This window comes from Chlamydia sp. 12-01 (genome assembly GCF_042234205.1).
Classification (GTDB): domain Bacteria; phylum Chlamydiota; class Chlamydiia; order Chlamydiales; family Chlamydiaceae; genus Chlamydia.
Map to the genome: position 1 here is coordinate 358,372 of NZ_CP114174.1, position 19,457 is coordinate 377,828.

The following is a 19,457-nucleotide window of genomic DNA, read 5'->3' on the forward strand; positions in this document are numbered from 1 at the left end:
CCTAAGAGATTTATGCTATCATGAAGTCTTCCTGCCTCCTTCCGTACCTTGTTACCACATGTCTTCAAAACAGGACTTGAAAAAAGACTAGATGATGATAGAAAAGAACAAAATTTAGTACAGGAGGGGGCGGTCATAATTACCTACAAACGATTAAAATTATATTTTTGCATTAGCTCTTAAAGTAGCGCGTGATTTGATTCGAGCTGCTTTATTGTGTTTAAAAATACCTCTTTTTACAGCTTTATCAGTAACACTGTAGACTAACTGTAATCCAGAAGTGATAGTTGCTTGATCACCAGCTTTTAAAGCTGTTTCAAATTTTTTCATCATAGTTTTTACTTTTGACTTAAAACTTTGATTGATCAAAGTGCGTTTTTGCGCAGTTAAAATACGCTTTTCTGCAGAAGGTCGCTTTTTTGGGCCGCCCTTCTTAGTTGTTTTTTTTGGTGCCATTATTACTCCAAAACTAAGACTTTTTTAATGCAAAAGAGTGAACTTGGGTCTTATCCTTCAAGATAAGACTTAACAATTGTAATATACTGTCTTGCAGTAAGGTCAGGATTGTAAAATAAAGAACAATAAAAAGGAATAAAAACAGAGGGAAATAGTCGGTATTTTATGGGAGAGATAAATAAACTTTTATGCGAACATAAAAAAATAGAACTAATCATGTGGTTTTTTCTAAAAAGGCTTTGATGGTAAAAATATATTTTTACGAATTCATGACGCAGGGATTTGAATTTTTATGTCGTTTGTGAAAAAATTTTTTCACCCCATTTCTCGATATTACAACTACCTATTCCCCGTAGCCGCGTTTCTCTTTCCCCTCATTTGTTTACCCTTTCTCTCAACTTCTCAGAAGAAATATAGTTATTTTATTTTTTTAATTGTTTCTTCTTTGGGGTGGTTTTTTTCCATCGGACTTAGAGAAAAACAGTTAAAAACGGCTGCTAGTCAATTATTGCAAACTAAGATTCGTAAAATTGTTGAGAAAGATGAGGGTTTAAGAAAGATTTATGAGTCGGTTGAGGAGCGCCAACATGAAAGCCAACAGTTAAGATCTCAAAATCAGAAGCTTCTCAATCAATTACTTCAGGTTCGTGATGTATTTATGAGAACTAAATCTGATACTCAAAAGTTAGAGGGTTTAGTAGCTCGTTTAAGAGAAGAGAATCAGTGTTTACAGCTGCAATTAGATGCGCTATCTCAAGAATGTCGAGAAAAGGAAGAAGAAAGCCAACAGCTAAATCGTGAACTTGCCGATGCTTTAGCTTATCAGCAAGTCCTTAATGAAGAGTACCAAGCGACTTTTGCGGAGCAGCATAATATGTTAGATGTGAGGCAAGTGTATATTGGAAAGCTTGAGTCAAAAGTGCAAGATTTAATGTGTGAAATTCGCAACTTGTTACAGCTCGAGTCTAATTTTGTAGAAAGTTTGCCTAAACAAGCTGCAGCTAATTCTCAGGAATTGCCTAAACAATTATTTTCAGAATTAAAAAAAATAGCTTTTAAAGTGGAAAATGCGGAGGCAGCATCCTCTTTGACAGCCTCTCGTTATATAAGATCTGAATCTTCTGTGCACAACTATTCCTTGGAATGTCGTCAATTATTTGATAATCTTAGAGAAGAAAATCTCGGAATGCTTTTTGTATATGCTCCACAATCACAAAGGGCAGTTTTTGCAAACTCTTTATTTAAAACTTGGACTGGATATGGAGTGGAAGATTTCTTAAACGCGGATGGAGATGTTATTATTTCCGGTTTACCCCAATGGGAAATAGATCTTCGTTTACATGATCGACAAGAACGATCTGGAAAAATAATAATCAAAACAAAAAATCATGGTCAAATTCCTTTTTACTACTGCTTAACTATTTTAAATAAAGGCCCACTACATAATCATATTTTGGGAGTTCTTTATCCGGTACGTATGGATGCTCTTCGTGGATAGACCTATCATCGATCATGCTTATTAAAAATCCCTAGATTTCCTATCTTTCTTTGGCTAAACTATTACCCAAAGGCTAGGGCCCTATTATTTTGTTGCAACCCAATAATTAAATGCTCATGAATACACAAAATGGCCAGGCTACGGAAGCGGCTCATGAAGAAGAAGCTCAAAAAAAGCTAGAAGAACTAGTTTCTCTTGCTAAAGATCAGGGCTTTATCACTTACGAGGAGATCAACGAGATCCTTCCTATGTCTTTCGACACGCCTGAACAGATTGATCAGGTGCTGATCTTCCTTACAGGAATGGATATCCAAGTCCTGAACCAAGCAGATGTAGAAAGACAAAAAGAAAGAAAAAAAGAAGCCAAAGAGCTTGAGGGTTTGGCTAAACGTACAGAGGGCACTCCAGATGACCCTGTACGTATGTATTTGAAAGAAATGGGAACGGTTCCTCTTTTAACCAGGGAGGAAGAAGTTGAGATTTCTAAGAGGATAGAAAAGGCTCAAGTTCAAATCGAACGTATTATTTTGCGTTTTCGCTATTCTTCAAAAGAAGCTATTTCTATTGCTCAATATTTGATCAATGGGAAAGAGCGTTTTGATAAAATTATTTCGGAAAAAGAAGTAGAGGATAAAGCACATTTTATCAAATTGCTTCCTAAGTTAATTACTTTACTTAAGGAAGAGGATGTATATCTGGAATCTCTTCTTTTAGCGTTGAAGCAAAATGATTTATCAAAGCAAGAAATTGCAAAGTTAAATGACAATTTAGAAAAATGTCGTATTCGTACGCAAGCTTACTTGCGTTGTTTCCATTGTCGTCACAATGTCACTGAAGATTTCGGTGAGGTTGTTTTTAAAGCGTATGATTCTTTCTTACAATTGGAACAACAGATCAATGATTTAAAGGTTCGAGCAGAAAGAAACAAATTCGCAGCAGCAAAATTAGATGCTGCTAAACGTAGATTACATAAGCGTGAAGTCGCTGCAGGAAGAACACTGGATGAGTTCAAAAAAGACGTGCGTATGTTGCAGCGTTGGATGGATAAAAGCCAGGAAGCTAAAAAAGAAATGGTAGAGTCTAATCTGCGTTTAGTGATTTCCATAGCTAAAAAATATACCAACCGCGGCTTATCCTTCTTAGATTTGATTCAGGAGGGTAATATGGGCTTGATGAAGGCTGTAGAGAAATTTGAATACCGCAGAGGATATAAATTTTCTACTTATGCCACTTGGTGGATCCGTCAAGCTGTTACTCGCGCTATAGCAGATCAAGCGCGAACTATTCGTATTCCTGTGCACATGATTGAAACTATAAATAAAGTTCTTCGTGGTGCTAAGAAATTAATGATGGAAACAGGTAAAGAACCTACTCCAGAAGAATTAGCCGAGGAATTAGGATTGACCCCCGATCGGGTGCGAGAGATTTATAAAATTGCTCAGCATCCAATTTCTTTACAGGCAGAAGTAGGTGAAGGAGGCGAAAGTTCTTTCGGAGACTTCTTAGAAGATACTGGCGTAGAATCTCCTGCAGAAGCTACAGGCTATTCAATGCTTAAAGACAAAATGAAAGAGGTTTTAAAAACTCTTACAGATCGCGAGCGATTTGTGTTGATTCATCGTTTTGGTCTTTTAGATGGAAAACCTAAGACATTGGAAGAAGTGGGTTCAGCATTTAACGTGACTCGAGAACGTATTCGTCAGATTGAAGCTAAAGCTTTAAGGAAAATGCGTCACCCGATTCGTTCAAAACAGCTGCGCGCCTTCCTTGATCTTCTAGAAGAAGAGAAAACGGGCTCAGGTAAAGCAAAAAATATCAAGGGTAAATAACTAGTACATTTCATAACCTTTAGGTGTTACCGCAGAATCATATCAATTAATTATTCCAGATTTTCGTGTATGGGTGCGTCTTGGATGTTCTCCTGAAGAGCGTCATTTTAAGCAGCCCATCCTAGTTTCTATAGTTCTTTCTTTTTTTGAAGAGCCCTCTGTTTGTACTTCAGATGATCTTGGTGATGCATGCTGTTATGTTGAGATAACTTCTCTAATAGAAGAGGTTGCGTCTAGTAAACCTTGTGCTTTAGTCGAACACTTGTCTAAGCTATTAATGGATGCTTTAGAATCAAAGTTAAAGAACAAGGTTTCTAAAATAGATTTAGAAGTACGTAAAGAACGACCTCCTGTTCCTAACTTGTTGAAGCCCATTTGCTTTAAAATAAGTAGGGAAATCTTGCTATGACAACAGCTCAATTCATTTGTTTATCTCTAGGATCTAATCTAGGGAATCGATTTGAAAATTTTCGCAGGGCATTTTCTCTTTTAAAAGAATTAGATATAGAGGATTTGCAAAGCTCTATAATTTTAGAAACAAAGGCTTTGTTATTTCCTGATTCCCCAGAAGAATGGGATTTACCTTTTTTTAATTCCGTACTTATTGGAAAAACAACACTATCTCCGAAACAGTTGTTATCAGAAATAAAACACATCGAGCGTAAGCTTGGTAGAGATTCTGATGCGTTACCCTGGTCTCCGAGAATTTTGGATATTGATATCCTTTTATATGGAGATGAAAATTACCAACAGGAAGATATTAGTATACCTCATGAGAGAATCCTAGAAAGGCCCTTTTTACTTTCTCTTGTTGCTTCACTTTGTCCTACTAGAAAATTTCATCAACCAGCTTCTGAGTACTATTTAAAAACGTTTGGAGAAATAGCTCATCTTCTTCCATGTCCTCAGGAGATGATTCTGAATAGTTTTTCTCCTAGCACTTTATTAATGGGAATAGTCAATGTCACCGACAACTCCATTTCGGATGGAGGACTGTATCTTGAAGCTTCTAAAGCAGTTGCTCATGCTGAAAAATTATTTGCTCAGGGAGCCTCTGTTATAGATTTCGGAGGACAGGCGACTAATCCCAAGGTGAAGCAGCTGCTTGATGTAGAACAAGAATGGGCACGTTTAGAACCTATATTAAAGCTACTTGCTGAAAAATGGATTGGACGTAAGCAATATCCTGATGTCTCATTAGATACATTTTATCCCGAAATTGTCAGAAGAGCTTTAGAGATTTATCCTATTCGATGGATTAACGACGTTTCGGGCGGTTCTAAGGAGATGGCAGAGATCGCTAGAGATGCGAATTTATTATTAGTTATTAATCACTCATGCTCTCTTCCTCCTCGTGCTGATAAAACACTAGCGTTTACTTCGTGTGCTTCTGATCAGTTATTGGGCTGGGGAGAAAAGCAAATAGAAGCTTTTGTTGCTTTGGGATTACATCAAGATCAAATTATTTTTGATCCAGGTATCGGTTTCGGAACGACTCAGATACAAGCATTAAATGTATTACATAGAATGGAAAAATTCCGAAAGCTGGGCTGTGCTACGTTAGTAGGCCATTCAAGGAAATCTTGTTTTTCTCTTTTAGGCAAATATGATGCCAAAGATCGTGATTGGGAAACCGTCAGCCTATCAGTTTTGCTACAGCAGCAAGGAGTGAACTATCTGCGAGTTCATGATGTGGAAGCTAACCAAAGAGTGTTATCTGCAGCAGCGTGGTCTGGAGTTTATGTATAAAATACTTGGTATAGTTGCTTGTGATCCTAATGGAGTGATTGGAAATCAAGGAAAACTACCCTGGAACTATCCTGAAGATATAAAGTTTTTTTCAAAAACTATCGAAAACACGCCCCTAATCATGGGCAGGAAAACTTTAGATGGTCTTCCTGGTAAGTATATAAAAAACCGTAAGGTAATAGTGTTTTCTAGGGATCTTTATAAAAATTCTGAGAATATTATTTGGGTATCTTCGTTAGAGGAATTTCGTAATTTAGAACTTCCTTCTCCGATCTTCCTTCTCGGTGGTGGGGAGCTATTTTCTTTGTTTTTAGAAAATCACATGTTGCACGAATGTTTCGTAACCCACATTCATAAGTGTTATGACGGAGATGCTTTTTTCCCCTTACCTCTATTGGAGGGTTGGAAAAAGACAATTTTAGATGAAAAAGAAGATTTAACGTTTTGTTATTATGAAAGTCTCACCAATTGTCACGCGTAGAGTCCATGTTTATGATGATCTCTATGAAATTTTAGAAGAATCTCTTCCTCCTTTGTCTGAGAATTCTATAATCGCTTTATCTTCAAAGGTTTTAAGTCTTTGTGAAGGGGCTGTTGTTGATACTAAAACAACAACAAAAGAAGCACTGATTAAGCAGGAATCAGATGCTTATATTTACTCTGGTCTTCATGATTTATATCTGACTAAGAAACATGGGATTTTGATTCCTTCCGCAGGAATAGATGAATCTAATGCTCAAGATTATTATGTTTTATATCCTCGGGATTTATTAGCGTCCACAAACGCTTTAGGAGCCTGGTTAAAGGATCTTTATCATTTAGAGAATCTCGGAGTGATTATTGTAGATAGTCACACAACACCTATGCGTCGGGGTGTTTTAGGGTTAGGATTATGTTGGTATGGGTTTTCTCCTCTATATAGTTATGTAGGAAAACCTGATTGTTTTGGCCGGCCCCTACGCATGACGCAAATTAATCTTTTAGATGCCTTAGCGGTCTCTGCTGTACTTTGTATGGGAGAGGGGGATGAACACACACCCTTAGCGCTTATAGAAGATGCACCTAAAATAACTTTTCACTCTTCCCCTACGCTGCAGTCTGATTTATCATTACTGGATATTGATGAAACTGAAGATTTATACGGTCCTATACTCCGTTCTGTAGCTTGGGAATCTATACATTTTTAACTTTTGGGAGGCGTTAATGAAACCCTGTTTAGATTTACTAGATAAAAACATCAAAGAAAAACACATGTTAGATCATACCTTCTATATGAAGTGGTCTAAGGGAGAATTAACGAAAGAGCAGTTAAAGGCATACGCCAAGGATTATTATCTCCACATCAAAGCTTTTCCGCGTTATCTCTCAGCAGTTCATAGCCGTTGTGATAATTTAGAAGCACGTAAATTGCTTCTTGATAATCTTATGGATGAAGAAACAGGTTATCCTAATCATATAGATCTATGGAAAAATTTTGCCTATGCTTTAGGTGTGACTGAAGAGGAACTAGAAAGTCATGTTCCTAGTGCGGCAGCACAAAAGAAAGTTGATACATTCTTACGCTGGTGTACAGGAGATTCATTATCTGCTGGTGTTTCTGCTTTATACACCTATGAAAGCCAAATCCCTACAGTTGCAGAGACTAAAATCTCTGGATTAAAACAGTATTTCGGTTTTACTGCTCCTGAAGATTATGAGTACTTCACAGTACATCAAGATGTTGATGTAAGACACGCTCGTGAGGAAAGAGAGTTGATAGAAACGTTACTAAATAGTGATTGCAATAAGGTGCTACAGGCTTCTAGAGAAGTGTGTGATGCTTTGTATGACTTTTTAGATACTTTCTTAGACGAGAAGGATACTTGCTCAACAACTCCGCCTCCTGTTTCAGATTCTAAACCCTCTTCATGTGGCTGTAACTGCCGTCATTAATTTGAACAATTCTCCTTCTCTTCGTAAAATAAAGAGAAGGAGAATCTAAAGGTTATATTTTAAGCTACAGGCCGCGCTGTTTGCTCTTCTTTTTTCTCTTCTATAACTGCTGATTTTGCTGAAGAAGTTATGTCAAAGATACGTTTTTCTAACTCATCAAATAGTTTCTTATTTTTCTTGAGTTCTTCACGAACAGCTTCTCTTCCTTGACCTAACTTGCGATCTTGGTAGTTGAACCAAGAGCCTTTTTTTTCCACGATATTGTGCTCTACAGCGAGATCTAGGATACATCCCGCCGAAGAAATGCCCTCATTAAAGAGAATGTCAAATTCTGCAGTTCTGAATGGAGGTGCTAATTTGTTTTTAGCAACTTTTACTTTGATGCGGTTTCCAAGATCAAAACTTTCATTACCTTTAATAGCTCCTATACGACGGATATCCATGCGTATCGATGAATAAAATTTTAAAGCGCGTCCACCTGTTGTTGTTTCAGGATTACCGAAGCTAACGCCTATCTTTTCACGAATCTGGTTAATGAAGATCGCACAGGTTTGACTACGTGCTAATGTTGCTGTAAGCTTACGTAGTGCCTGAGACATCATACGTGCTTGTAGGCCTACATGTACATCACCGATATCTCCTTCGAGTTCGCTTTTAGGAACCAAAGCAGCTACAGAATCAATAACAATAACATCAACAGCTCCTGATCTTGCTAATAGTTCAGCAATACTTAAAGCATCTTCACCACAATCAGGTTGGGAGATCATAAGATCATTGATATTTGCACCTATAAGAGAAGCATAGCTGGGGTCTAAAGCATGTTCTGCATCAATATACGCAGCGACACCGCCCATTTTTTGAGCATTGGCAACGATATGGGTAGCTAATGTAGTTTTCCCTGAAGATTCAGGGCCAAAAATCTCAACAATACGTCCTTTTGGAACACCCCCGATACCTAAAGCTAAATCTAAAGATAAGGCTCCTGTTTTTATAGTTGAAATTTCATGAGTGGCAGAGTGTTTCCCTAGACTCATGATAGATCCAGAGCCAAATTGTTTTTCGATATAGGCAATTGCTGCTTCTAGTGCTTTTTTACGATCGGGTACATTCATTTAATAGGTGCTCCTTTTTTCCACGCTTTCTATGCAATAGTCCTTAATTTTTGGACTTTGAGAGAAGAATGGGTAAGCTTCTTCTCGAAATTGGCTAAGAGATGTCAGAGTGGTGATTTTTTATGATAGATGTATGCTTGGCTTTTCTTTTGATTTTTATGGATAACCCAATTTTTCACACCAGTCAAGATAGAAAGCAGTTGTAAATATAGCATGTTCTGTATCTGTGGGGTTCGTCGTAATATAAGTAAAAGATTTCTTGTAGTTCACCTTGACAGTGGACTGTCATCATACACACAGAATGTGTTATTGACAATTCACTGATTTATTAGGAAAAACACAAAGACCTTCATGGTGAGGGGCTAAAAATTTCTAGAAGGTATTTCTGAATGCGTTTCCTAAAATAGATTTGATTACGCGAAAAATACCTGTGATAAGGGAATATCGTGGACTTCTCTAGGGAGAATAGGAGTTTTTTGTTCTTTAAATCCTACTCCTATAGTTATGGGATGAGGATTCTTGGCTAACCAACGATCGTAACAACCACCGCCATAACCAAGACGATAATTAGCATTATCAAAGGCTAGGGCCGGGACGAGAACATGAGTGATTTGTTGTGGTAAGATGGGCCCTAAATTAAATTCGGAAAGCCGTAAAGGATGTGTTAGCTTGGATAAGACTGCTAATGAAGGTACGTGAACAGGTATAAGTTCACGATCATGTATTTGTGGTAGCGCTAAGGAGAACTCATTGATGAGAATTTGATTTGCCGAATTTATATTGATTTCTGAACGGAAAGGAATAAAGGAAAGCACGAAGCTTCCTTTGGGTAATTCACGAATAAAAGCAGCAACTGCTAGAGATGCTTGCGATAACCGAGGTTCTTGTATAGATTGCCTTAGGGAAGTAAAAAATTCACGTTGCTTCTTTTTCTCGGCAATCACAGAAGTATCCATAGTTAATTGATCAGAGGTTTACCATCTTGATAAGGGATCTTTTTAGTAATCGTTCCTGAGGATGTGAAAAACACAGCCGTTCCACAGCCTTTATCGATCTTAGAATAAGGATGACGATCTCCAGGGCGGAAATATTCTCCTTTTATAAGTAGTTCGTTGTCATATTCTTCAGTAGCCATAATCTGGCCTTCAAGATAGTACAAAGTTAATAGCCCAGATTTTTTATTATTTATCAATTCCTTACAACTTTCTAATGATCCATTTGGATACCAGGTCTTTACAGGACCCTGTAAAATACCATGATTCCAAGTTAAAAGGAGTTTAAATTTTCCTGTATCAGGATAGAAAAATAGCTCTTCACCGTGTTTTACACCTTCGACTAATGCATATGTCTGAAGAATCTGGTCCCCAAGATTATCAAAAACAGTAACTTTTCCGCAGGCCTCACCGCGTACAAACACACGGGTTTCTACAATTGCATGTTTCCCATAGATTACTTGCGTTCCGTTACCATTAACGATTTCGGAGAATATTTGATGTGTTTGGGGATCTAAATAAGAACCTCTTAATAACAAACCATTATCATATTCCTCTTCAGAGAGCACAGTATTAGAACGTTCTTCATAGCGTACGGATATGTTATGCTTTTCCCCATCTTGGTAGGTCTGCTTTTTCAGTAAGAAGCCTTCTGCCGTATAAGTAAGAAAATCTCCATGAGCCCGGCCTTTATGATAAGAACACTCTTTCCATACCTGACCGTTGGAATGATAGTAATATGAGGTTCCTTGGAGTAAACCCTTATCATAATTAATTGCGGCCTCTAGTATACCTTCATCATTATGGGCTAGTGTTGTTCCATGGAATAACCACCCAGATTCTGCAGAAGGATGAAGATCCGCAATGCCTCCTATAACCTCTGCTTGGATTCTGATTTTTCCATTGCTGTGCCATTCTCGATAGCGTCCACAAGCACGATTATTCACACACTCAAGATACTGTTTCAATTGACCGTTCGGATGGTATGTTGTTAAACACGACACGTTTTCACCGCGTGTATTTTTATACATACGCATAACTTTTTGATAGGGCTGGGGGGATAGAAAATCTACTTTAGAATACTTTTTCAGCTTTTCTTTAGAGCAGATCGTTTCCGATAAGCCGTTCCTATCAATGATGTTAATCCCCGTTAATGTCAGCTTTTCATAGGTTCCAGCGGCATAGCCGGGAATAAAAGCAGAACATAGAAGGAATAGGCATAAAAATTTTCTTACAACCATCGACTTATAGCCTCAGCATTTATAGACCACACCTGATTGTTTAACGGTGTGGTCAGTTTTGTCATTTCCCAATGTGTGAAGAAAGCTAAAGGTGCGTTGGGGTTAGTAGTATCAAATAAGTAAAATAGTTCTTCAAGATTATCGCTGTCAGCTTCTACAGGATTTTCCAGACGTAGGGATATGAGATCATCGGCAATCTGTCCGATTGACCATATCGCTTGGTTGTTTGATGAAAGAAACTTTTGTTTCCTAGACCATACCTCTTTACTCTGGGAAATCAGGGAATTTTCTTTAAGAGACGCTAAGCGATCTTGTTCCCTGCCTAATAGGCGAATTCTTTTACTTGCCTGAAGGAGTTCTTGGGGTTGGATGTTTTTATGTTGTTGTTTAAGGCGCTCATTCATTTTATTAATCAGATCAGATTGATCTTTCATAATCTTTAGAGTAAGAATATGTGAGTTTAGAGCTTCCCAACGTTTTGTTGTCCGGACATGTTTGTAAACGATGCCTATAATCGGAAGACAGCTAACTAAACTTAGCGCAATAAGAGCGCAAACTAATGACCATTTTTTCATAGGACTTCCTGGGAAACCATAGTAAATTGTAATTCGAAAGAGTGTCCGCTACACAATGTCTTGGTAACATTGGAGAGTTTGGGATGCAGGGATATTTTGCGGAGGAACTCAGACACTTCTTCGGGATTTCCTTCACCTCTAATGGAAATATGCGCTTTGTAAGGTAGGGTGGGGTTCTGTTGAGAAGGAAATGACTCTAAGGAATAACAGAAATACGAAAGTTTCACGGAAGGAGTACTCTGCGCTACGGAGGAAAGAAACTGCATAGTTTCTTTACTTGTCGGGATTGTAGGCAGGTAGGGATACTCAAGGCGCGCATTCGATGATACAGCGGCATGCAACGCTTCTTCTACACCACGAAGGGATTTAGGAATTTTTTTTGTTTCAGGACATACTAGGGCAAAATGTTCTCGTACTCGATGAGAAATAGAGGCGAGTTTTAAAGTCGAACCTAGACCTACAAGTATAGTGGATAATAAGGCCAGCTTCCCTATTACAAATACCGAACGTTTTAACCAGTGCTTTTGGGATTCTGTACAGTTAAAAACCGGGTTGTAGGGGAATGTCAGGGTTCCCCGGGAAGCTCCGTGATACGCTGTAGTAATCGCATCACCATAATTTGCCCATTCCTCTTCTTCTAAGCCAAAAGTCATTGTTTGGCAGGAAATCAGGGGTAAAGACAATTTTTGTTCTAAAGATGTTTTTAATTCTTCTGGAAGTTGCACAGTGTGTATAGCTGTCAACTCTATAGAAGTATAGGTTTCTCTTACGTAATCTAGCGTAGTGAGAATGTCTTCGCCATTTTTCTTAGCAGAGTTACAAAAGGAACGGGAGACCAAAACGGACCCATTTTGAACAAAAAGGCAGGTGGTCTCAGAAGATCCTGTATAAACTAAGAAGTACGCAGGGAGAGCTTTCAAAGGTGTCTGTTGGGCTAGGGAAAATATATCCGCAGGCTGGCAGGAGACAGAGTCCGGAAATATCCGAGCTTTATGTAAAAGAGCTACCTCACGCTCGACTGTAGCTTTTTGTGTTACCCATAAAGTTACTGGAGTTTCTCCGTTCTCGTTTCTCTTCCCCAATCTAGGAGCGACTACCAAGGAATTCCAAGGAAACGCCGCATTGGTTTCTAGGTCGGTTAAAGCTATTTTTAAAATATTTTTTTTATTCTTTAATAAAGAAAGCGAGCTTCTAATTAAACTATCGGTCCCTTTTAAAGAAAAAGTAATAGAAGATGTGAAATATTTTTTTGGAAGTTGCCATTCTTGATCTTCAAAGATATGCTCGCAATGGGAAACTATCCATCCTTTACATGTTTTCTGCAAAATTGCTATTTTAATAGTATTATTTGCATCTTGGGTTACCCCGATGTGGTATATGGGCAGTTTAAAATCCATAGTACGGTGTTCTTAAAAAATAAAGGTAACCATTTTAAAGAATAAATGGCTGTTTTTCAAGAAAAACACATATTAATTGTTTATAAAGGGGAAAAAAATGGTATCTTATTTTTTGAAAGCGGCTATTAATGTTTATAGTTTTTTAATCTTGGTGTATATTCTTGCCTCTTGGGTTCCTGAATGCCACAATACAAAATGGTATCAGTACGTATATAAGTTCGTAGAGCCTTATCTAGCTCTATTTAGAAAATTTATTCCCCGGATTGGCTTCATCGATATTAGTCCTTTGATTGCTCTACTTTGCTTAGAGGCTGTTCCCTTTATTGTGATACGAACCCTGAGATTTGTCATTCTTAATATTTTTCAGTCTCCATGGCTTCTCCAATATATATAAGAAATATTTTACTAAGATCTCCTATTGTTTATGCACCCTTAGCGGGTTTTTCGGATTATCCTTATCGAAGAATGTCTTCGCTTTACGGCCCTCCTGCTTTAATGTTTTGTGAGATGGTAAAGATAGAGGGGTTGCATTATTCTCCTTCACGCACACTAAAACTTTTAGAGTATTCTGAATCTATGCGTCCTATAGGTGGACAACTCTGTGGTAGTAAACCTGAAATGGCTGGAGAATCTGCTAAGGTATTAGAAGGTTTAGGTTTTGATTTAATAGATTTAAACTGCGGTTGTCCTACAGATAGGATTACAAAAGATGGTAGTGGATCAGGGTTATTAAAATCACCAGAGCTTATTGGAAAAGTTTTAGAAAAGATCGTTGACGCTGTGTCTATTCCTGTGACTGTAAAAATTCGTTCTGGATGGGATGGAAATAACATTAATGTTGAAGAGACGGTGCGGGTTATCAAAGATGCTGGAGCTAGCGCTGTTTTTGTGCATGGAAGGACACGTGCTCAAGGTTATGTAGGCCCCAGCAATCTTGAATATATATCACGAGCAAAGGCTGCAGCAGGTAAGGATTTTCCTGTATTTGGAAATGGCGATGTATTTTCTCCAGAAGCTGCTAAGATAATGCTAGACACTACGGGGTGTGATGGTGTGCTTGTTGCACGTGGTACAATGGGAGCTCCTTGGATAGTAAGACAGATACAAGATTATCTTACGACAGGGACGTATGAAAAAATGCCTTTTTCAATGAGGAAACAAGCGTTTATTCAACATTTACAGTGGGTAGATGAATACTATCAAAGTGAAGCGAAGTTTCTCTGTGAAACACGAAAGCTTTGCGGACATTATTTAATATCCGCTTCTAAAGTGCGATTTCTACGCTCAGCTTTATCTAAAGCTACATCTGTGCAAGAGGTGTATCAGCTTATCGATAGTTATGAAGAAGCTGACGACGAGCATCGAGATCAACCAGCTTTAAATAAATGCTGATTTAGCAATTTTGGTAACTGGAACATATCTACAGGTTCGGGGCCAATAATTGCTCGGAATTTATCATCAGGGATTAACATCTTTTTATTTTCAGGAGATTGTAGATTATGATCTTTGATGTATTTCCAAATTTTCTTTGTGGCTTCTCCACGCGCCACAGGCTCATTGCCTATCATCAGGGCGAGTTCAGGAGAAGGTGTAAGTAAAGAACCTACCCTAGTGGTTTTCTTTTCGCTCTTTTTCTTTGCTGTTGTTTTTGTAGTTTTACTACTTGTTTTTCCTGCAGCTTTTTTCTTTCCCGTTGTTTTCTTTTCGTAAGGAGTTTTTGGTGTTCCTGTATATTTTGTAACAACAGCGTCTATAGTATTGCCAATCACACTGCAGTCGGGATATTCTGAGCAAGAATAGAATGTTTTATTATAACGTGAACGCTTCTTTAGAATCTTTCCAGAGCATCCTGTAGCAGGGCAAGGAATTGATTCTTCTTTTTCTACTTCCTCTCCCTTTTTATGGATAGAGATCGTTCCACGGCATTTAGGATAGTTTAAGCATCCTAAAAACGTGCCGAAACGCCCATGACGGACTTTCATTTTGCCTTCACAAACAGGACAGGGACTATCCCAAGGTGTATCAACAGCATAGTCATCTTTATTAAAGGCAAGTTCTTCTTCAGAAGTTTTGAAGTCACATTCAGGGTATTCTGAACAACCATAGAAATAGCGATTTTTTGCCCAGATTTTAACAAGTTTTCCTTTATGACATGCCGAACATTCTATATCGGTTATAACACGTGGGATAACGGCTTCTTTTTCTGCTGTGGTGACTACAGGAAGAAATTGATCCCAAAACTCTCTAAGAAGTAGTTTCCAAGATTTTTTATTATCAGCGATAAGTTCTAGCTCATCTTCCATAAGAGCGGTAAAACCTATGTCCATAATTCTAGGAAAATTTGTCTCTAAGAATTGTGAAATAATTTTCCCTAATTCTGTAGGACGCAGACGCTGATTTTCTTTAATCGTATACTCACGACTTTGAATTTTATTCATAATCGTTGCGTATGTAGATGGACGGCCTATTCCAGACTTTTCTAACTCTTTTACTAAAGAAGCTTCTGTGAATCTTGGAAGAGGTTTTGTAAATGCCTGTTCTGCAGAGACTTTTTCTTTATCTAAAATATCTTGAGCATGCAGCTGGGGAAGAGAAAGATTTTCTTCTTCAGCTATATCATCATCAATTTTCTCTTCGTATACAGCTAGGAAACCTTTGAATTTCAGTAATGATCCAGAAGCGCGTAAATCTATTTTCACATTTGTAGAGATGGTCATCGCTAACGTATCATAGACTGCAGGATTCATCTGTGAGGCAACGAAACGTTTCCAGATGAGGGAATAAAGCTTATGCTGGTCATCAGTTAATCTTCCTTGAAGTTTGTCTGGGGATAACTGAATATCCGTAGGACGAATAGCTTCATGAGCATCTTGAGTCATTTTCTTTGTAGCATAGAGATTAGGGGATTTAGGAAGGTATTCTTGACCGAAAGTATCCTGTATATAGTCTCTGGCATTATTTAGTGCTTCAGGATCTATACGTACAGAATCCGTACGCATATATGTGATTAATCCTGTTGCATCCTCATTATCTAATTCAACGCCTTCATATAATGTTTGGGCTACAGACATTGTCTTCGAAGAAGAGAATCTGAAATGACGACTTGCTTCTTGTTGTAAAGTTGATGTGATAAACGGTGGTGCCGCATTACGACGTTTTTCTTTAGCTTCTACACGAGTAACTCTATAGGAAGCGTTTTCTAAAAGCTCCGCATAATGTTGAGCTTTAGCTTCAGAATTGATTAATAAAATTTCATCTTCGGTTTTGCCTTTAGGGAGTTCCTTTTCCCATTTTTTCCCATCTGCGGAATAGAGATGAGCCCAAAAAGTTTTGGAAGTCTTAGGGTCTTGAAGGAAAACACGGATATTCCAATATTCTGTAGGAACAAAAGCTTCTATAGCTTTTTCACGATCTACAACAAGCTTTAATGCAACGGATTGTACACGCCCTGCTGATATCCCTGATCGCTGCTGAAGTTTGCGGCTTAAAATAGGAGAAATCTTATAACCTACAATACGATCCAATAGGCGACGGGCTTGCTGAGCATTTACTAAAGCCATATCGATTTCTCGAGGATGCTTTAGAGCTTCATTAACAGCACCTTTGGTAATCGCATTGAAAGAAATCCGTTGCATATGTGTATTTTTAGGAAGCTGATTGGCGATATGCCAGGCTATAGCTTCTCCTTCTCTATCGGGGTCGGGAGATAGATAAACAACCTCACAGCTAGAAGCTAACTTGCGGATTTGATTGATAACTTCTTGTTTATCAGGAAGTACTTGATAATCAGGTTCGAAATCATGTTCGATATCGATACCGAATTCCTTGGCGGGAAGATCAACAACATGTCCGAGTGATGAAGCAAAAATAAAACCTTTTCCTAAAAGCTTTTGCAAGGTTTTGATTTTAGCAGGAGATTCCACTACGATTAAGGATTTTTTCATTAATATTAAATGGCGAGCTCCGCATTTTATTCGGAGTAAAAACGCCTCTCCTTTTTTATTGTTTATGTTCCCTATCTAAAAAAAATCCTCATGCAAGCATCTATTATTTATTGCAAGCTTTCACTACGAACACGTACTGCAGCTCGTTGTAATAACGGACAAGCTAGAATTTTTGACAATAATCTTCTTAATATAGAGAAGAAATCTCCGAAATAAAGAAGGGTTAAAAATAGGTAATTTTGTTTTTCTCTTAGAGGAAAATACCGTTTATTATTGAGAGTTCATTGTCTCTATAATTTCTACGATTTGTAGAGCCGATCCTTATACGAAACATTTAAAAAGAACAGAACTCTAATTCTTCAACAGAGATTTGACCAGAGGCCCTGGCGCGTCCTAATGGTTATTCAGTATGAGGTAGATTCTTTTCAAGGGAATAATGTAATACTTAGGGAATGTAGCTCTGCAAGAAAACTTTAATAAGAATATTTCTGATTTTTGAAAGTTGTAAGAAACAAATCTTCTATCTAACTAGAGTGTTTGCTGAGAAAACCTTTTGATACTGATTTGATGACGTTTGTGATTTTAACAATGTAAATAGTATTTCTGATTCCAGTAGTATCTTAGAAAAATGGAACTAAAACGTGGAAAAGTTTGAGTTTTTAATTCCTCCAAAATCTTTAGAAGATGATCTACTTGATTTGAATAAGCAGGGGATCATAGCTGGGCCCGAAGAGTTAAAACACCCCTTTCTATATCGTGCTCAAGACATTATCGATAATGCCCCTGATTATCCCACAGCTTTCCCTCCAAGATTACAAGAGATTTTTGATATTAACCCTACGCATTTAGAAGTTATCTATTCTAATGAAGGTATGGATGTTTGGGAGGCAGGATGTACATGGATAGCAAATAATCAGGTAACCATACAGCTACGCAAACACCTGCGTAAAGCAGCGCGATGGTTTTATATGTATTCTAAAGAAGAGATACTTGCTCACGAAGCTGTTCATGCTGCACGTATGAAATTCTATGAACCTATGTTTGAGGAAGTATTGGCTTATCAAACCTCACCAAAAGTGTGGAGACGGTTTTTAGGTCCTTTGTTCCGCTCTCCAGGGGAAAGTTATTGCTTGTTCTTTTTTGTTCTTTCTGGTCTTGGGTTAAGTCTGTGGTCACCTTTAGCAGGCCTTGCTTGTATTCTTGCGACTCCTATGTATTTTGGTGTGAGATTGTTCATCGTACAGAGTTATTTCCGTCGTGCTATGAAAAAGATCCGAAAGATGCTTGGAATTCCACCTTTGTGGGTGATGCTAAGACTTACAGATGCGGAAATTCGAATGTTTGCAACGCAACCTATTCCAGTTCTTGAAAAGTATGCTAGAGAACAAAAGTTAGAAAGTGTTCGCTGGCAGCAAATCTACATTGCGTACTTTACTTAATTACTGAGATGTAAAACTGCTTTACATTTCAGAATATGATTTCCTTTTATATGCTGGGAGAATTTTCAATTGTGTGCGGTATTTGGCTACCGTACGACGAGCACATTGAATTCCTTGTTCCGAAATCCGTTTGCTAATATCAGCGTCAGATAATGGTGTGGTCTCTGAAGTTATCCACTGATGAATCCACTGTAGAATCATTTCCTTAGATTGAGAATTGTCATTACTAGCAGCGCGTGGGAACAACTGTTTCATAGGAATAATTCCTATAGGTGCTGCCAATGTTTTATTTTCTATAGCTCGAAATATTGTTGATTCATGAAAGGAGAGTTCTTCAGATAAGCTCTTTACGGAAAGAGCTTTGGGAGAAGATGTCTTGCCAAGAAGAAAGTTTTCTTGATGAGGAAGGATCTTTTCTACAATACAAAATAGAGTTTGTTCTCGTTTTCTTAAATTTTTGATAAGCCATTTAGCAGAAAGAATTTGTTGTGTAAGATTCTTTTTTTCTTCTCTAGGAAGCTGTTCATAAATATGAAAAACTTCACTGTTAAGTTTTATAGGAGGTAATCCTCGAGAACTAATTTGAATTTCCCAAATTTGATGTTTTTTAGTGACATAAACATCAGGAAGCGCGGGTTGTATATTAGATGAAGATGCATAACCTTCTGCAGGACACCAAGGGATAGTCGCTAAAGCTACTTTAAGAGCGTTTCTTATATCTGAAGGAGAACAATGACATTTCTTTGCTATGCGTAGAAAATCACAATTAATCAAAAGAGTGTAGTATTCTTTGATAATCTTATAGGCAAGTACATGTGAGGAGCCTTCTAAATGCAATAACCAATAATCTTGTAGGGAGGTAGATGCTATACCTAAAGGATGAAAATGCTGAATCGTTTCCCAAACAGTATGAATAGTTTCTAGAGGTACTTCTAATTGTAAGGACAGCTCTTCAGGAGAGGAGAGAAATAGACCTTGATCTGATAGATTACCTATAATGTGTTGGGCAATAAGCAGATCTTCAGAATTATCAAATGTTTGTTGTACTTGTGTAAGGAGATGAGAAAACAAAGATTCTGGTCGAGAATACGCAGTATCTACAGAAGGTAGAGAAGAACATACGGACCATTCCTCATTTTCTAAAGAAGAAAGATCGAAGAAAGGATTATGAATGATTTGTTGAAGTACATAAGAGGAAAGCTCAGTAATTGGGAATTGCAACATTTGCAATCCCTGCTGCATATGCAGCGAGGGAAGGTAGTTTTGAGAAAGCTTTTGATGTTGCTGAAACAT

At 37.8% G+C, this 19,457-nt stretch carries 18 protein-coding genes; 10 read left to right on the top strand and 8 right to left on the bottom strand.

Annotation, left to right across the window (positions count from 1 at the left end; all coding sequences use genetic code 11):
* Positions 1–159 precede the first annotated feature (159 nt).
* Positions 160–456, bottom strand: a complete 297-nt coding sequence (gene rpsT / locus O1W69_RS01585) for a 30S ribosomal protein S20 (RefSeq protein ID WP_375793773.1) — start codon at positions 454–456, stop codon at positions 160–162.
* 292 nt (positions 457–748) lie between these two features.
* Here rpsT and O1W69_RS01590 point away from each other — a divergent pair, with 292 nt between their 5' ends.
* The 7 genes from O1W69_RS01590 (at position 749) to O1W69_RS01620 (ending at position 7,464) form a co-directional block, all read left to right on the top strand.
* Positions 749–1,954, top strand: coding sequence for a hypothetical protein (locus O1W69_RS01590; protein ID WP_375793774.1), 1,206 nt, complete (start codon positions 749–751; stop codon positions 1,952–1,954).
* Positions 1,955–2,064: 110 nt separating this feature from the next.
* Positions 2,065–3,783, top strand: coding sequence for an RNA polymerase sigma factor (locus tag O1W69_RS01595; protein ID WP_375793775.1), 1,719 nt, complete (start codon positions 2,065–2,067; stop codon positions 3,781–3,783).
* Between the two features lie 73 nt (positions 3,784–3,856).
* Positions 3,857–4,192, top strand: coding sequence for a dihydroneopterin aldolase (gene folB / locus O1W69_RS01600; RefSeq protein WP_375793776.1), 336 nt, complete (start codon positions 3,857–3,859; stop codon positions 4,190–4,192).
* On the top strand, positions 4,189–5,532 hold the full coding sequence (folP, locus tag O1W69_RS01605) for a dihydropteroate synthase (RefSeq protein WP_375793777.1): 1,344 nt from the start codon (positions 4,189–4,191) through the stop codon (positions 5,530–5,532). Before folB ends, folP begins: the two co-directional genes overlap by 4 nt.
* Entirely contained in the window at positions 5,525–6,013 is a 489-nt protein-coding gene (locus O1W69_RS01610) for a dihydrofolate reductase (protein WP_375793778.1), read from the top strand. Before folP ends, O1W69_RS01610 begins: the two co-directional genes overlap by 8 nt.
* The gene (locus O1W69_RS01615) at positions 5,985–6,719 is read left to right on the top strand and encodes a putative folate metabolism gamma-glutamate ligase (RefSeq protein WP_375793779.1); all 735 of its coding nucleotides are present in this window, start codon (positions 5,985–5,987) and stop codon (positions 6,717–6,719) included. The genes O1W69_RS01610 and O1W69_RS01615 overlap by 29 nt, the downstream gene beginning before the upstream one ends.
* Positions 6,720–6,735: 16 nt before the next feature.
* Positions 6,736–7,464, top strand: a complete 729-nt coding sequence (locus tag O1W69_RS01620; RefSeq protein WP_375793780.1) for a CADD family putative folate metabolism protein — start codon at positions 6,736–6,738, stop codon at positions 7,462–7,464.
* A 59-nt stretch (positions 7,465–7,523) separates the two neighbouring features.
* On the opposite strand, the gene recA is transcribed toward O1W69_RS01620, so the two are convergent.
* The 5 genes from recA to O1W69_RS01645 form a co-directional block, all read right to left on the bottom strand.
* Positions 7,524–8,576, bottom strand: a complete 1,053-nt coding sequence (gene recA, locus O1W69_RS01625) for a recombinase RecA (protein ID WP_375793781.1) — start codon at positions 8,574–8,576, stop codon at positions 7,524–7,526.
* Between the two features lie 413 nt (positions 8,577–8,989).
* Positions 8,990–9,532 (bottom strand): 5-formyltetrahydrofolate cyclo-ligase, encoded by a 543-nt coding sequence (locus O1W69_RS01630; protein WP_375793782.1) that lies wholly within the window; start codon positions 9,530–9,532, stop codon positions 8,990–8,992.
* Positions 9,533–9,534: 2 nt separating this feature from the next.
* Entirely contained in the window at positions 9,535–10,809 is a 1,275-nt protein-coding gene (locus O1W69_RS01635; RefSeq protein ID WP_375793783.1) for a toxin-antitoxin system YwqK family antitoxin, read from the bottom strand.
* Positions 10,800–11,384: a hypothetical protein gene (locus tag O1W69_RS01640; RefSeq protein ID WP_375793784.1), complete on the bottom strand. Its 585-nt coding sequence runs from the start codon at positions 11,382–11,384 to the stop codon at positions 10,800–10,802. The genes O1W69_RS01635 and O1W69_RS01640 overlap by 10 nt, the downstream gene beginning before the upstream one ends.
* A complete protein-coding gene (locus O1W69_RS01645; RefSeq protein WP_375793785.1) occupies positions 11,381–12,781 on the bottom strand; it encodes a hypothetical protein in 1,401 nt (466 codons plus the stop codon). Before O1W69_RS01645 ends, O1W69_RS01640 begins: the two co-directional genes overlap by 4 nt.
* Before the next feature lie 97 nt (positions 12,782–12,878).
* On the opposite strand from O1W69_RS01645, the gene O1W69_RS01650 reads away from it, so the two are divergent.
* Positions 12,879–13,175, top strand: coding sequence for a YggT family protein (locus O1W69_RS01650; RefSeq protein ID WP_375793786.1), 297 nt, complete (start codon positions 12,879–12,881; stop codon positions 13,173–13,175).
* Positions 13,154–14,173 carry a tRNA dihydrouridine synthase DusB gene (dusB, locus tag O1W69_RS01655; RefSeq protein WP_375793787.1) on the top strand — a complete coding sequence of 340 codons (1,020 nt, stop codon included), beginning with the start codon at positions 13,154–13,156 and terminating at the stop codon, positions 14,171–14,173. Before O1W69_RS01650 ends, dusB begins: the two co-directional genes overlap by 22 nt.
* Here dusB and topA read toward each other — a convergent pair.
* Positions 14,149–16,725 carry a type I DNA topoisomerase gene (gene topA / locus O1W69_RS01660; protein ID WP_375793788.1) on the bottom strand — a complete coding sequence of 859 codons (2,577 nt, stop codon included), beginning with the start codon at positions 16,723–16,725 and terminating at the stop codon, positions 14,149–14,151. The genes dusB and topA overlap by 25 nt on opposite strands.
* 641 nt (positions 16,726–17,366) lie before the next feature.
* Between topA and O1W69_RS01665 the strand changes: the two genes are divergently transcribed.
* The gene (locus O1W69_RS01665) at positions 17,367–18,164 is read left to right on the top strand and encodes a hypothetical protein (protein ID WP_375793789.1); all 798 of its coding nucleotides are present in this window, start codon (positions 17,367–17,369) and stop codon (positions 18,162–18,164) included.
* Between the two features lie 21 nt (positions 18,165–18,185).
* On the opposite strand, the gene rpoN is transcribed toward O1W69_RS01665, so the two are convergent.
* On the bottom strand, positions 18,186–19,457 hold the full coding sequence (gene rpoN / locus O1W69_RS01670; protein WP_375793790.1) for an RNA polymerase factor sigma-54: 1,272 nt from the start codon (positions 19,455–19,457) through the stop codon (positions 18,186–18,188).